General features: G+C 42.1%; 16 protein-coding genes. 1 reads left to right on the forward strand and 15 read right to left on the reverse strand.

All coding sequences use genetic code 11. The features are described from left to right. From BO18_RS30040 to BO18_RS30110, 15 genes are all read right to left on the reverse strand, one after another. On the reverse strand, positions 1-927 hold the full coding sequence (locus tag BO18_RS30040) for a hypothetical protein (protein ID WP_034452437.1): 927 nt from the start codon (positions 925-927) through the stop codon (positions 1-3). A gap of 11 nt (positions 928-938) precedes the next feature. Continuing rightward, a complete protein-coding gene (locus BO18_RS30045) occupies positions 939-1442 on the reverse strand; it encodes a hypothetical protein (RefSeq protein ID WP_185752634.1) in 504 nt (167 codons plus the stop codon). A 108-nt stretch (positions 1443-1550) separates the two neighbouring features. Continuing rightward, a complete protein-coding gene (locus BO18_RS30050; protein ID WP_034452440.1) occupies positions 1551-3548 on the reverse strand; it encodes a hypothetical protein in 1998 nt (665 codons plus the stop codon). Further along, positions 3548-4513: a hypothetical protein gene (locus BO18_RS30055; RefSeq protein ID WP_034452441.1), complete on the reverse strand. Its 966-nt coding sequence runs from the start codon at positions 4511-4513 to the stop codon at positions 3548-3550. Before BO18_RS30055 ends, BO18_RS30050 begins: the two co-directional genes overlap by 1 nt. Before the next feature lies 1 nt (position 4514). Beyond that, positions 4515-4700 (reverse strand): hypothetical protein, encoded by a 186-nt coding sequence (locus tag BO18_RS30060; protein WP_034452442.1) that lies wholly within the window; start codon positions 4698-4700, stop codon positions 4515-4517. Positions 4701-4760: 60 nt separating this feature from the next. After that, positions 4761-5798 (reverse strand): phage major capsid protein, encoded by a 1038-nt coding sequence (locus tag BO18_RS30065; RefSeq protein ID WP_034452443.1) that lies wholly within the window; start codon positions 5796-5798, stop codon positions 4761-4763. 6 nt (positions 5799-5804) lie between these two features. Next, entirely contained in the window at positions 5805-6671 is an 867-nt protein-coding gene (locus tag BO18_RS30070) for a hypothetical protein (RefSeq protein WP_034452445.1), read from the reverse strand. 56 nt (positions 6672-6727) lie between these two features. After that, positions 6728-7213 (reverse strand): HNH endonuclease, encoded by a 486-nt coding sequence (locus tag BO18_RS30075; RefSeq protein ID WP_051689314.1) that lies wholly within the window; start codon positions 7211-7213, stop codon positions 6728-6730. A gap of 85 nt (positions 7214-7298) precedes the next feature. Beyond that, positions 7299-7496 carry a hypothetical protein gene (locus BO18_RS30080; protein WP_034452447.1) on the reverse strand — a complete coding sequence of 66 codons (198 nt, stop codon included), beginning with the start codon at positions 7494-7496 and terminating at the stop codon, positions 7299-7301. Then, entirely contained in the window at positions 7477-9402 is a 1926-nt protein-coding gene (locus BO18_RS30085; RefSeq protein WP_034452449.1) for a hypothetical protein, read from the reverse strand. Before BO18_RS30085 ends, BO18_RS30080 begins: the two co-directional genes overlap by 20 nt. Further along, positions 9402-10904: a terminase large subunit domain-containing protein gene (locus tag BO18_RS30090; RefSeq protein WP_034452450.1), complete on the reverse strand. Its 1503-nt coding sequence runs from the start codon at positions 10902-10904 to the stop codon at positions 9402-9404. Before BO18_RS30090 ends, BO18_RS30085 begins: the two co-directional genes overlap by 1 nt. After that, positions 10879-11148: a hypothetical protein gene (locus BO18_RS30095; RefSeq protein ID WP_034452452.1), complete on the reverse strand. Its 270-nt coding sequence runs from the start codon at positions 11146-11148 to the stop codon at positions 10879-10881. The genes BO18_RS30090 and BO18_RS30095 overlap by 26 nt, the downstream gene beginning before the upstream one ends. After that, positions 11129-11905, reverse strand: a complete 777-nt coding sequence (locus BO18_RS30100; RefSeq protein WP_034452454.1) for a hypothetical protein — start codon at positions 11903-11905, stop codon at positions 11129-11131. Before BO18_RS30100 ends, BO18_RS30095 begins: the two co-directional genes overlap by 20 nt. Before the next feature lie 485 nt (positions 11906-12390). Further along, the gene (locus tag BO18_RS30105; RefSeq protein ID WP_034452456.1) at positions 12391-12981 is read right to left on the reverse strand and encodes a hypothetical protein; all 591 of its coding nucleotides are present in this window, start codon (positions 12979-12981) and stop codon (positions 12391-12393) included. 200 nt (positions 12982-13181) lie between these two features. After that, positions 13182-13373: a plasmid mobilization protein gene (locus BO18_RS30110; protein ID WP_034452457.1), complete on the reverse strand. Its 192-nt coding sequence runs from the start codon at positions 13371-13373 to the stop codon at positions 13182-13184. A gap of 269 nt (positions 13374-13642) precedes the next feature. Here BO18_RS30110 and BO18_RS30115 point away from each other — a divergent pair, with 269 nt between their 5' ends. Next, entirely contained in the window at positions 13643-14131 is a 489-nt protein-coding gene (locus BO18_RS30115; protein ID WP_034452459.1) for a J domain-containing protein, read from the forward strand. The last annotated feature ends 66 nt before the right edge of the window (positions 14132-14197 follow it).

Consider the following 14197-nt stretch of genomic DNA (forward strand, 5'->3'; position numbering starts at 1 on the left):
TTAAGCTACCTCCCATTCTAAGTTACCTGTTGATGTGTTTATCTGGAATGCGTATGAATCTGAGCTATACATTAGAAGTCCTGTTGTGAAATCTACTGTAAACTCGGGATCAGCTATTAAAGCTCTAATATCATCCAAAGCGTCACTAGCCTGTGAAGCTGCATTCTGTGCATCACCTACAGCGCTTTGTGCTGCTGTTGCCGCGTCCTGTGCTGCCTGTCTTGAATTACTAGCACTTGTAGCAGCCGACTGTGCTGTTGTCGCTGAAGCTTCTGCGTTATCTGCATAGCCGCTTGCGTTTGCAGCAAAACTACCTGACTGTGAAGCATAATACTTTGAATTATCTGTATTCTCTCCTGTCCTTGTTCCAGTATTTCCAATCGCCCACGACTCAGAAGTTTTTGCATGATTAGCAGCTTCATTCGCTTTGGTTACTGACTGTGTAGCACTATCAGCGGCATTGATTGAGTAATTATGTGCTGTATTAGCATAAGCCTGTGAATTGCTGGCTGCTGTTCTAGCCTCATTTGCATAAGACTGCGTACTACTTACATAGGTTGAAGCCTGAGTAGCACTATTGGCAGCCTGAGAAGCTTTATTAGCGGCCTGAATTGCTGAAGCACTAGCAGCATTAGCACTATTCTGTGCATTGTTCGCATAGGTCTGAGCGTTTGAAACTATCGTTGCTGCATTATTAAGTGCTGAGTCTACTGCATTCTTATAAGTAAGGGCCTGACTTGCGCTTGTAGCTGCTGCTGTAGCGGAATTAGCTGCCGCTGTAGCCGCTGCCTGTGCGGAAGCTGTTCCGGTTTCATTAAACTTTTTTACCGTAATTTTACTGGAAGTAGAACCATCATCTACCGGGATCCACATACCATCTGTAACGGCTGTAATCACTGGCAAGGAACTTATAGGAATATTAGCCATTTTCTACCTCCTTATGCTGTACGGAGATATCTATTAACGCCCTGTGCGTCTGTGTCGATCAGGGACCAAGTACCTCCGAAAATAGCTGTCGGCGCTGCTCCTTTAGTGGAATAAACACAACCTACCGGATAAGCAGCTGCAAGAACCTTAGACCGAATATCAAAGCCTTCTACATAGTCATGTACTGCCTTATCAGTAGGGAGTGCCGCCGAGTTATTTGTAATTGTATTGGATATGCTTGCTATTCCAGTAAGAAGCGTAACCAATGCACTGTAACTGTTTAATGCGTCCTGAGTAATACCATCCAGAACAGCCTTATTAGAATGGTTATGTCTATTTGTTGTGTTTAAAGACCAATCCAGCACCATAGCATTTACTACGCCTTGCACTGTAGCCTGTGTAGTACTAACTCCACTAGGAATAGTCATACCCACATTTCCGGCTGCTGTAATTGCGTTGAGTGCATCTATCAGCTCGTTAAGCTTATCAATGCCAAGGTTAGGTAATGAATCCATTCTTTCTTGTAGCTCATTCGCGGTCATGTTCGGAGTGTCCGGAAGACCCACATTTCCTTTATTCGCCCTGTCTTGTGGCGTAACTTTATTAAATGCCATAATTCCTCCTTACTTAACATTACCGGCCTGAGTGTATTCAACCGCAAAGTCATTTATTCCAAGAGGCTCATTAAGATCATCATTCACAAATTTGAATCTCACATGATCCAACTTCTTAAGCCTTATCTTTGTGGCTGATATCCTCTGTGTCTTGTTACATGAGTAGGTCATTTTTGAGTAGATGAAATTCTCAAAGGAGAAATACTTAAGTGTACTTGTATCGTCCTTAAGCTCTACCCACTGGCCTTGCTTCTGCGCCCATACCTGGATAGATGAAGCAATTTCAGGCATACACCTAATAGCAAGATATCTGTATGTTTTCTTCTTGTAGAAAAGCTTCTCTGAGATATCTGCTGTCTCCCATACAGCGTTGATAGCTTCTCCATTGTCGTTATAGGACTCCAAAGCTTTATCATCCGTGTACCACTTAAATACTTTTCCGTCCGTGGATCCAAAGAACAATTCACCATTGATCTCAAAGAAGACCGTTGCCGGAACGTTCGTAAAATAATACCCCACGTACTGTCTAGTAGCGTAGGGCCTTGATCTATCAGTCCTGATTGGCTGCAAGCCATCAAGAATATATACATGATCGTTAATACCAAGTAGGTAATAATCCTTCCAGGTAAAGGCTATAGCGTTCTCCAAATGATCCTCTTTTAAGAGCTTACCTTCAAGATAATAACTACGATCCTGTGCGTACTTCTCACCCGTGATATCCTGTGCTGTAACTGCAAATATTCCTAAACGTGTTAAGAATACCGGCTCTGTTGCTAAATAACTAAAGCAATATCTTGAAATAGCGCCGGCACCCTGAAGAGTGTTTATCAGCTTGAATACTGGCTCATCATCTACCAAGTCACCTTCACGGATAAGAATTGACTGCGACAACTCGTTATAATCCTTATGCGCTGCCAGGTAGTTATTGATGATTGAATAACCCATGATTGCTGAAGTATCAGAACCAAGCTTTGAATACCATGTATCAGCAAAGTAAGTTGGGTCATACTGCTGTGAAAACCAGTCACAATTTATATATGTGAACAGATTGCCGTCACCGTCATAGCCCTGATCCGGATTACCTGAAACAAACAATCTATCACCAGCACCATTAACACCAAACATAGCGCCAATAGTACAATGATTTATTCTGTCAGCATATCCGGCAACTGTCCTATATGCCTGAATCTTTACGTTGTCTTCACCGGCTATAGGGCTAGGACCGGGGGCTGATGTGAAAGTAACCACTCCGGTACTTCTATTGACTGTGAAGTGTGTTCCTTCTGTCTTTTCTATCCATGCACCACTGCTATTTAGCAGCCACGCCTTAACCGTTGTAGCGTCCAAGTTACCAAAAGTAAGCTGGAAGGTTGTAACGCTTGCCTGATCCTCTTTTACATAAAACTGCTCAATGAATCCTGGCTGTAAAAGATTTAAAGGCTCGTAATCTGTGCCGCCTCCGGTATAATCCTTTGCAATAGACAATGTAGGAATATAAGCTATATTCTCTACCGGCTGTACTGTTGAACCGTCATATACTCTCAGCTTTGTACCGTCAAGGATAATAAGCTTCTGGTTAAGCTGAAAGCTTACTGATCTATGCCGCGCCATTCCGGTATAAATAAGAGTTATGCTTACGTCTCCTGTCTGAAACAGAATATTGTTAGGCTCTGCCTCATGGTCCACAATGAAGTTATTTACATGATCTATCCACTTTGAACCTTTAGGAGCTGTAAGGTTATACAGTTTATTTCCGGCATGAATAAGCCATACGTCCGTAGTTGAAAGGTGGTGTACTCCGTAAATTGTCTCCCCGTAATCAGCAAACAGCTTATAGCCCATCCTCTTACGGATCTTTCCAGGAACGGACCTTATCATGTTTTCTACGTTAGGTGACTTTGTATCATCAACCGTAGAAGCTTCAGAAGTAAAGTCCGCACCAAGGAAGTTGCTTGACTCATATACTAGCTTTTTAGGACTACTAGGAATCTTAAAATTAACTGCCATTATGCCCACCCACTAGAAGTAACAAACTTCTCCTTTTTAGGTACTAGCGCTTCTTGTGACAATGCTTCTCTTCCTACCTCGAACTCATTTCTCAGCTGAGTCGCAATAGACAAATCATCATCCTTATATATCTGAGAAGCCATATATAAAGGAATCAAAACAGCAACTTCAGGATCAAGTGCAAGCTCTGTTTCATCCTCTGTTTCCAATGTCATTTGCTGCGGATATGCCCGGTAATGAATGATGTAAATACCAGGCTTATTTCTAGGAATAACAAGTGTCTTATCTGCTTCCTGAAAATAGTCATTCGCAACTATATAATTATTTCCAGTCTTGCCAAGATCGTATAACTCTGCCGGGGCAAGCTGGTAAAAGTCTTCTACAACTTCATCCATCTTTATACGGATATACTCTTCAAAAGGTGGAACGTCACTGTCCTCTTCAAAAGCTGCAGCATAAAAGCATACATTCTGAACATTTATAGGAGTCCATGCTTCAATCTGAAGACTAACAGTAGCGTCCTCGCCTTCTTCCAATGTTGGATAAGTGATATTCCCTTTAAAGGTGGTGAACTGTTTAGAATTGATCTCATTGTCTTCAGGGTAAAAGTCTTTGACTTCATGTGTGCCAACATACAACTTGCATGATGTTGGTCTTCCCTGAATCTTGAAGTAATAAGATAATGCCCCTTCCACTGCAAATGAAAGGGAGTCATTTACTGCAGAATATAACTTGAAAGTATCTTTTCCTAAGAGATTATCGAAAGGATAATTAGCATACTGATATTCTTTGATTATGAATTTTCCGGCAGTAGAAAGAAGCTGAAGTGCCTCATTACAAGCTGCTGGCATAGCATTAACGTATTCCATTGTGGCACTATCATTAGGGATAGTTGTAGCTGATCCGGTAATGGAAAACATTTTCTGTAATGTTGTGAACTTTATATCCTTCCAGGTAATAGCCATCTTAAGCCTTCTTTCTTCTTACAACTTTCTTTTTAGGAGTCTCTTCTTTAACTTCCTCAACGGGGGTTTCCTCAAATACCGGGACATTCTCCTCTTCTTTAACTTCTCTCATACCGAAATTGTTTCCCCAAACATCAGTAATCACATAAGTTTTTCCGTCGCGTGTGATTTTTTCTCCTACTACCATAAACTCTCCTTTAAAAAGAGGACCGGAGTATTGCCCCCGGCCCCCGAAACCTAAAAACTTTTAGAAGGAAACAGCACGATCAAGTGTAGCTGTTGAAGCAGAAGCACCAATCATCATTACGTGTCTCCAGTTAGGGAATGTGATAGACATTCTAGCAAAGCCGTTGTATGTAAGGTTTCTGCTGTGAACGTCTACGTCTGTCTCGATATCGAGATTTGTTCTGTCGTAGAACTTTGTTCCCTGAAGGGCCTTAAGAGCCTCAGAAGACATGATGATTACAGGGTGGTTAGATGCAGAAATTGTAGGAGTCCAAAGAGGATCTACAACCAGTTTCCATCTGCCTCTCTGTGTATTGATATCGTTGTAGTTTGTTCCAACTTCACCGTCAGATCCGATTACCTTCTTGATGTAATCTTCGTACTCAGGATCGTTACCAGGGATAACGATTGTGTCGGCTGTGAAGCCAAGTACGTTACCTCTATCATCCTTGAAGTTTCTCATCTTGTTAGCAGCCTTGTTAAGAACTACTGCGTGAGAATCAAATACATCACTGTAGTAGTTAGACTGTGTATTTCCGGAAGCTGTCTTGAAAAGATGCTCCTCATTGAAGAGTGGCTTTTCGTCGCCGCAAGTAACGTCGATTGTAGCTCCATTAAAGGAAATGGAAGTTGTTCCTGTTACAGCCTTTGTGATAGCGTCTGTAGCAAGCTGCGCTCTGGTTCTCTTATATGCCTGAACAAGGTTGATAACCTTTGACTTTGCATCATCAAGCATATTATCGTCCTTCAGCTCCTTAGAAATCTGAACTTCAAGACCGAATGAAGCGTGCTGAACGAACTTCTCAAAGCCCTGTTCCCACTGATCCTGTGTAGCGTCCTGGCCCTCAGTCTTAGACTGGAAGTTTCCAAGGCCGCCCATTGTGATTGACTTCTCGCCCCATCTCTTAGACTTCTTTTCAAGTGCAAGAGCCTTTACGATCTGATCGTAGTTATTCTGCTGCGCGTCTGAATCATAAATGCACGCATCAAGGAGTGTAGCCCACTCATCCCACATTCTGTTATTCTTCAAGCCTTCGCTTGCTCTGATTACAACTGACATAATTATTTACCTCCTGGATTGTAGTGTCTTGTTATAGAGGACTTTCAATTCCTTCATGGACTTGTCCGGGAACATATCTTTGAAGGAATCCAACATATTTGCTGGAATATCCTCTGAAGTGTCCTGAACATTCAATCCGTTGCCGTTTGCTAAATGACTCTGGCCTTTAACCTGATTGATTACGGCCTGTTTAGCTGCAGCTGTTTTGGAACTTGAAAGCCGGTCAAAATTAACAATTTTGTATGCCTCGCTAAGCCTCATTCCAGGGTGCCCCTGAATGTAATTCACAGCTTCTATAACTGAAGGATCCTTAAAGAAGTCTTCCCTACTGGAAAGTGTGGGATCTATCCTCATAACCTCTTTAACATCATCTTCAATTAGCTGCTGTGATTTAATATTGTTTAGCTCGGCTGTTGCTGCCTGTGCCTGTCTCATAACGGGCGAATTGGCAATCATTTTGTCAATCAAAGAAGGATCCACATTGTTCTGCTTTAACTGTTCTCTAGCAGCCATTCTTTCCTGTGCTGCCAGTGCGTCAAAGTAGTCCTGTGCGCCTCTGATTGGCTGTCCGGTCTCTGGATTTCTCAGATTTCCGAACTGTCTTGCGTACTGTGCGTCAATTTCCGCTGCCCTTCTCTGGGCTGCTTCCATCTGCCTACGCATATTTGCAAATGCTCTGTTAGCGTCCTCTGACTGTACCGGAGGATTAGCGGTGTCCTCTGTTACGCCTTCGTCAGTACTCTCTTCGGTGCCTTCGTCTGCATCTGCGGTTTCAGGTTCAGCGACTTCCTGAGTGGTCTCGCTTGTTCCTTCTCCGTCCTCTCCAAAAAACTGAAGATTGTAACGGAAAAGACCATCATCAAACTTCTTCATATTCAATTTCCTTTCTTCTTGTGATGTTTACGCTCTCCACTTGCGATTTGTAGGTATCAGGCTTGTGCCTGTTTGCCCCAATAAAAAGCCTCGGCTGCTTTTCTGGCCCTTACTGCTTCTTCAAGGCTCTTAAAAGTACCGAGGTAAATCGTATTTTTATTAACGTGAATAAAAGCTAAATATCCTTTTTTGTTATTACTTCTCCGTATTCCGATACATTTTGTTTCATTCTTTACATTTGCACTACGATTTTGCATATTTTCTTGATGCGAAACAAAACGCAAATTTTCTAATCTGTTATCTAGCTTGTTTCTATTTTTGTGGTCTATTTCTTTGCCTTCTTGTTTCCCCAACAAAACAATATGCGCCGAAACTTCTTTATATCTGATAGAAGCTGTTGCATATCCTCTTGCGTCTTTATGCCAAGTGTGATCCGCAAGCAATTCAAAGAATTTGTCAGCATCACAAATAAAGAAGCCTCCACTCCTGAAATAGACCTTTGCTACATTGCCAATTACTTCATATTGATTTTTGCCTTTCATTCTCTACCTCCATTTGCTAGGTAGAGAGTGGAGGGAACTTACCCCTCCATGCCTTACTCTCATATTTTAGGTATAAAAAAAGCACTTATTCAGTGCTTGTAACCTCTGCATTGTTGTCTTCCGAAACAACCATAGGCGTGTATATTGTCTTAACTTCCTTACCAAAATTCTGGCAATTCTTATTTCTGCAAGTTAAGATCTGTCTGGTAAACAGATTACCGTTATTCACAACATAATCTGTTGCTGTGATACGCATTTCTGTATTACATAAGGGGCATTTCATTTGGCATACCTCCTTGTGGCATAGCTGCCATTTCATTTTGCTTTGCTATCCTCTCCTCCACCAGGTTAAGAACTGAGGAAGCGTTAGGATATCCGTTTGCCTTCATAATGGTCCAGTATGCTTTTGCGGTTTCAAGATCACCAACAGGACCAAAGGCACCAGACTGCAGCTTCATATCTGTCTGGTTCCACATCATTTCTCTGTTCTGCATAAGAGTTGATGTAGGGTCTGTCTCAAAGATAAACTCATCATCCCAGTAAAACTCACCGGCAGCGTCTATCCTTAAGAACTCCATTCTATCTAACTGTTCGTGTTCAGGCTGTCCGTCCTTATCTACGGAAGATATTTCGCTGGGGTTATCAGAGAAAGCCAGCCAGAATTTGAACATGATCTCATATAGTTTCGCGTATGCTTCATTTTTAAGTGTCCTCTTTGAATCCAAACGTCCGGCAGCCTGGTTAATGGAATACTGCTTTGCTGTTCCGGAAGTAGCTGAAGCGTCGTATTTACCCTGATAAGAGTCAGTAATACCAAGCGCTGACTTAGCCCATGAGTAGTTAGTCTCTAAATACTGTGAGTCATACTGTATATTGGGCTGTAAATTCATTACGTCTATCAGTGACTTATCATTGGCATTATTGATACGCACAATGTTGAACTGTTCTCCGTCCTTCTGAATCTCTAAATTCTGAGGAAGGATTACAAGGGATCCGCCCATTAAAAGCTTTTCATTCATCTGTGTACCAAGCTTTTTAATGGTGTCTTGCTGGTCGATTATGACATTAACATCACTCTCTCCAAGCAGCTTGTTCTGAGCGGTTATGTTCTTCCGGAGGATTACCGGATATACATTCGGCTTATAGTACGGAACCTTCTTTTTTTCACGCTTTATTTCCATTTTTGGCTGTCCGTACTCGTCATATAAGGGCTGCCCCATTTCGTCCAAAATAGGGGCTTCTGTGAACGTTTCAGGGTCAATTCTCTGAGGCTGTCCCTTAACAGTAATCTCTACAGCGTCCACTAATTCCTCATAGTCTTCTTTGGACTTCTTAGCCTTCTTAGATCCACACTCAGGGCACTTACCATCAACCATGACTGCACCACACTTCTCACAGCGGTCAAGGTATCTAGCTTCGTACTCTTCCAGGTCAAGCAGCTTCACATAATCACACCAAACAAAAATACCGACTCCACCTTCATCATTCCGGTAGAATGCGGTATTTACTGTCACAAGATCGTCATTCTGCGTAGCGCCTTCTATGCCTTCCGTCAAATCATTAGTAAGGTCGTTCTCACAATCTGAAACGTCCTCTCCATACACTCTTTTGACGGTCTTTTTTGTCATTAACTCCTGGATAAAGAAGTAATCCATTTCGTCAAAGTCTATAACTCCCGGCTGTGGGATGATCTTCTTAGGATGAAGCTCTGTAACCTTTAAATCTCCTATCTCTGAGTGAAGGCCTCTGTTTGTGTCCCACTCTACTCTGGTAAAGGAACCTCCAACAATGGGGACTGTCCTCTCTACTGAGTCATTCATAAGGACTAATCCGCAAGTTTTCACCTTGTTTTCCAGGAATTTCTCCATTTTCTTTGCCAACTCATCATCTTCAGGGTGTATAGCCCTTACTCTTGGCATTGGGATTGAGGAATCCACCTGAGACTCTATCAGCTCATAGACAATATTTCTTACATTTGTCGATAATTTTGTGGGATCTATCCCAGTATTGGGGTTTGCCTGAACGGATCTGTCCCCGGCATAGTACTTTTCGTACTTAGCCATGTTCTTTAGCTGCTCTTCATACTGAGAACGGGCAGAATCCAGCTTAGACTGCCATTTCTGAACGTCCTTTGGTGTTTCCAGTTTGTTTTTTGTCTTATTAAGCATCTTTTTTAACCCTTCAAACATTAGTTAGGTTCTCCCCAAATACTAATCAGGTACTTTTTGTCTTCTATACTGGCATTACGGTAGTCCTCCCACTGGTCTTTTCGCCACTTCATACGGCGTTTTTCCGTAGGATTTTGCGCTCCGTGGGTCCAGTAAACCGAATAATACCTTAGTGCGTCTAAATCATGCGTTAAATCATGCGGATCTTTGGCGTACATATTCGGCTTTTTTGCGTCTGTCTGCACTTTTTTAAGGCACATAAGCAGATTAGGCGCTGAATTATTCAAAATTGTTAATTTCGACTTCTGGCCTTCACCATGTATCAGTAATTCTTTCATGGCAGTACAACCAGCAGCGATATCATTGTTGACTTTAGTCAAAAAAAGACCATTTTCAGCAAAAATAATGGCCCTTGACTTACCGGTTTCCTGGGATCTATTCCACAAATCCGGTGGTGCTAAGTATTGTTCTACGTCTGTTATCTCGCCGCGGTCTTTTAAGAGCTGCGTCCCTCTTAGAACTCGCTCACAAGCCGCGCTAATTGGCAGATTAGGGTCCCTTTCATAGTGGATTATCTGAGAATTGCCGAAAGCGTCTCTCTTTACCCACAAGGCCGACAACATATCCAGTCCATAGTCCATAGCACAATAACAAACTGTATTCTGCTTTAGTGGCTCATCCGTCAAAATAGAATCATCCGATACTTCCGGGAAAAATCTACCACCAGGAACGTCTAAAGCTTCGTCTACGGTTGCCGGGTACTCAGCCCACATAGCCGCTTTTCCTGATAATTTCAGCGTGTTATCGTACCATTCCTGTGTACGTGCTGGATCAGCGTACCAGGGAATAAATATCTTATGAAAGCCATTGTCCGGAGTCGTATATAGCTCTTCAAACAATGAACCTCTCTGTATGGTCGATACTCCTATTACTTGTCCGGACTGTGGCCTATTTACTACTGGTAAAGCAGCCGTCCAGATAGAACGGTCAAACTGCTGAAAGGCCCACTCGTCAAATATGATAAGATCCGCTGTAAAGGAACGTGCTGCATTCTCACCACTGGCAAAGCATTGAAAAGTACTATCGCTCTTTCCAGGGTGATGTATTGTTACTGACAGGGCGTTAAAATCAAACCATGCCCCATCCCATCCGGTTTTATCTGTTTTCTCTCTGACAAGGGCACGCATATTCCGCAAGATTAAGACCATCCTACGTACTAACTCTTTTGCCTCTGTCTCGGACTTTGAAAGGCCGATAACACTTCTTCCAGTCCTACATACCATCAGCCACACAGCATAGTGGAGTACTAACCATGAAATACCTAACTGTCTGGCCTTTAGGATAATGGTCCACTTATTATGTGCCATTTCCTGTAGAGCATTCTTCTGTTCATTCCACAACCTAAACTTAACGACTATCTCAGGACTATTCCTGTCCTCTATATGCCCGTACTCTTCAACGAAGTATGTGATATGCTCAGAACAATACTCTATTTCCTTATCTCTTACTTCCTTTAGGCTCATCCAACTGCTCCACTATTGCATCTATCAAACACTGGACAGATACCCCTTTCTTATTTGCAATCCTCCTAAGTCCGGTGATATCTGCCCCTTCAAAGACTGAACTATTCTTTATCTGGATCTTTCCTTCAATGAACTTATCAATTAGAATCCGTACCAACTCACTCTCACAGAACTCAGCTTCCTTCGCCTTCCTCTGCAATACGTCTCTTTGATAGTCATTTAGTCTAATCGTTAGTCTGCTCATTCTTTCTCCGATATGCGTCCAGTAGGAAATTCAAATACAATGCTGCATCATCTGAATTTGGATCGCTCTCTACCGGTCTATTTACTCCCATCTTTGCAAGCTGTTCTATTGTTGCCGGGGACAATGCTCCATAATTTACCAATGTTCCCAAAGTGGAGTCTACGTCTGAATCCCTTCGTGATACCCACTCAGTAGGATCCTGATAGGTCCCTAGCTTCTCAGCCCTTAGATCATCTGTCCCCAAACTGGCAACTCTATTCCTTGCTTCTCTATCTGCTCTTTGCTGTTCGGCCCATGCTACTTGTTCCTGTGTGTATGAATCAGGAAACTCCAAAATATCATCTTCCAGGGTCCAATCGTCTCTATATGTTTCCCAAGGAAGCGCCTCTGTCCCGACATTCTTTTTACGTCCAAACAGTCTAGCTTCATGCTCATTTGTTCCATACTTCAGATAGGGATTAGCCGCTATATACTGCTCTACGGGATCCTTCTTCAGCTGTGGTATACCCATGACTTCTCCCCATCCACCAGCCGGACTCATCTGCGTCTGGACCTGTGGCTCAGGATCATTGAAATACTCATAACTCTCAGGTGTATGCCCTTGATAGTTCTTATTCTTCAGGGCAAACATATCATCTGACAGTGTATTCCCGTACCGTCTATCGCCCTCAATATCATATCTAGGCCTATTCGCCAGCTCATTCCTGGCAGCGTTTGTCATATTCAATTCCGGGTAAAAGTCATTTCTATTGAACATTTACTCACCTTAGATTAAATTACATCAATTTAATTCAAAATCGTTCCAAGCTCAGCACCCATCTGACTTACAACCTCATTTTTCTTCAAATCCACTTTTATATAACCCCGTGATTTTTGAGACCTGATGTTAAAAAAGGTCAATGTCTGACGAGTTGATTTTTGGGAAAAAAATTTTGGAACAACCCTTTGGAGTCCCGGAGTCGCGCGGCGCTGCGCCGGGTGGTGGGGGTAGGGTGCCCCCCTGGGGCCTGGAAGATCCAGCAGAAAAAGAAAAGAGTCTAGAAAAAAAGCCCCGGCTCTTCTGATCTTCTCCCCTGTGAGATCCGGCAGCAGTCCAGGAGCTAAACCGTTTTTATCATTGCGTTAAATTATGCTTTTACGCAATCATCTGTTAGAATAGCTTAACCATGCGGATTGTAGCCTGTTCTCTTCTGGCCTTCCTGATCCTTTTTCTATCAATTATCTATATATTGTGGTGCTGTCCTATTCTGCTTCTAGTCTCCGACTGACTCTTTCCAGCAGTTCCTTGTCTTCAGGTGTTAGCGCTGTTACTTCTGCGTTGATCTTCTCTGTTGGCTTCTCTCCTAATGTGTCTCTGATATACTCTAATGCTTTTGTATCTCCCCGGATCGCCCTGAGCGCCTGTGCATAGTTGGCAGCTTCCAAGCAGCTTGTATCTTCTGGCAGTTCCATATCTTCTAAATATTCAATAGGCGCCTTTTTTCTTGCGATTTCTTCCAATATCTCTTTACAAGTACGGCGTTGCGCTAACGTTGCTTGTAATGCTTTGCCTCCAGCCTCATGTATTGCTTTATCGCCTTCAGGATCTCCACCTAATATTTTTATCTTTCCCCCGTTGGAAGTTCTCCATGATTTACTCTGATTTATAACTTTGCTTGGTAGTTCTTTATAGTAAGCATTAAATAAATCATCAGGAATGATCCTGTTTCCTTTTGGGTCGATCTCTATTGTGATTGCTTCCAGGTCAATGCTTCCGTCTTCTTTTCTCTTTACTTCTGGAAGATCTGCAGCAACTTTATTTAATTTATCAATATTGATTTTCAGGTCTTCCATGTTTTTTATCTCCATCTAATAGAAAAAAATAGTTTTGTATTCCAGGCAAACAAAAAAGCACCGGCCTGTGATAGGTCAATGCTCTTTTTATGAGGTATGAAAGGTATCATCTGCAAAACTTTGGGGGCTTTGCTTTGAGATTTTCACAATCTCTATACTATTATTTTATTTAATTTGGTGTTACCTTGTGCACTTAGTTTTTAATTAGTATCTTTTACCCTTAGAGGCAGCAGCTTATCTAATATATATTGATTTGCACTTTTTCCGGCTGCTTCTGCATCTGCATATATTTGTTTTTTCTCTTCTGCAGTCATTCGGATCCTGATTTCCTGGAACTTTTCCAAGTATTTTTTTGCGCTTCTGGCTTGTGCTTCTGTATATTTGGCACCCATAAGTAAAAACCTCCTCAAATGTAGTATTTATCTATGTTCTCATATATTATAACCCTTTTGTTTATATGTACCCATATACATATTGCACAAATGTTCCCATATATCTTTGTGCATTATTGATATTGCGTATATGTTCCCATAGATGTATTATAAGCTCAACAAAACAAACAACGACTCACAACTACACCGGATCGCCTCAAACAGTCGGCCGCTGGATAGAGTCAAAACAAAGAACACAAAAACAATTCAAATATAGGAGGATCAAAACTATGACAAGATACTTTAACAACTGCGAGACATTAGAGGAAGTAAAAGCAAGATTTCACAAGTTAGCAAAAGAGCTTCACCCAGACAATACAGCAACCGGAGACGCTGCAAAGTTCCGCGAAATGTATAAGGAATACCAAGAAGCATTTAACACTTATAAGAACATTCACAAGAACCACGAAGGCAAGACCTACACAAAGGAAACAAACGAAACACCAGAACAGTTCGCAGATCTTATAAGGACATTAACAAGGTTTAACGGCTGCACAGTAGAATTGATCGGCTCATGGATTTGGGTATCAGGCAATACAAAAGACTATAAGGACCAGCTTAAAGAGCTTAAATTCAAGTATTCAGGCAAAAAACAGGCCTGGTACTTCCACGAAGGCGAATATCACAAAAGAAACGGCAAAGTTTACAACATGGAAGATCTCAGAAATATGTGGGACACAACAAGATACGAGAACGAACAGAAAGCAATCGAGGCATAAAAGCCTTTTACCTTCCGGAAGCCTCAAAACTTCCGGGAGGATTTCCAGAAAAAACCTAATAGGACA

The sequence above is a fragment of the Butyrivibrio sp. AE2032 genome, from assembly GCF_000702965.1.

Bases quoted from the DNA above. Each gene is read 5' to 3' on its own strand.
- BO18_RS30040 (WP_034452437.1), bottom strand. From the start codon at position 927: ATGGCTAATATTCCTATAAGTTCCTTGCCAGTGATTACAGCCGTTACA.
- BO18_RS30045 (WP_185752634.1), bottom strand. From the start codon at position 1,442: ATGGATTCATTACCTAACCTTGGCATTGATAAGCTTAACGAGCTGATA.
- BO18_RS30050 (WP_034452440.1), bottom strand. From the start codon at position 3,548: ATGGCAGTTAATTTTAAGATTCCTAGTAGTCCTAAAAAGCTAGTATAT.
- BO18_RS30055 (WP_034452441.1), bottom strand. From the start codon at position 4,513: ATGGCTATTACCTGGAAGGATATAAAGTTCACAACATTACAGAAAATG.
- BO18_RS30060 (WP_034452442.1), bottom strand. From the start codon at position 4,700: ATGGTAGTAGGAGAAAAAATCACACGCGACGGAAAAACTTATGTGATT.
- BO18_RS30065 (WP_034452443.1), bottom strand. From the start codon at position 5,798: ATGTCAGTTGTAATCAGAGCAAGCGAAGGCTTGAAGAATAACAGAATG.
- BO18_RS30070 (WP_034452445.1), bottom strand. From the start codon at position 6,671: ATGAAGAAGTTTGATGATGGTCTTTTCCGTTACAATCTTCAGTTTTTT.
- BO18_RS30075 (WP_051689314.1), bottom strand. From the start codon at position 7,213: ATGAAAGGCAAAAATCAATATGAAGTAATTGGCAATGTAGCAAAGGTC.
- BO18_RS30080 (WP_034452447.1), bottom strand. From the start codon at position 7,496: ATGAAATGCCCCTTATGTAATACAGAAATGCGTATCACAGCAACAGAT.
- BO18_RS30085 (WP_034452449.1), bottom strand. From the start codon at position 9,402: ATGTTTGAAGGGTTAAAAAAGATGCTTAATAAGACAAAAAACAAACTG.
- BO18_RS30090 (WP_034452450.1), bottom strand. From the start codon at position 10,904: ATGAGCCTAAAGGAAGTAAGAGATAAGGAAATAGAGTATTGTTCTGAG.
- BO18_RS30095 (WP_034452452.1), bottom strand. From the start codon at position 11,148: ATGAGCAGACTAACGATTAGACTAAATGACTATCAAAGAGACGTATTG.
- BO18_RS30100 (WP_034452454.1), bottom strand. From the start codon at position 11,905: ATGTTCAATAGAAATGACTTTTACCCGGAATTGAATATGACAAACGCT.
- BO18_RS30105 (WP_034452456.1), bottom strand. From the start codon at position 12,981: ATGGAAGACCTGAAAATCAATATTGATAAATTAAATAAAGTTGCTGCA.
- BO18_RS30110 (WP_034452457.1), bottom strand. From the start codon at position 13,373: ATGGGTGCCAAATATACAGAAGCACAAGCCAGAAGCGCAAAAAAATAC.
- BO18_RS30115 (WP_034452459.1), top strand. From the start codon at position 13,643: ATGACAAGATACTTTAACAACTGCGAGACATTAGAGGAAGTAAAAGCA.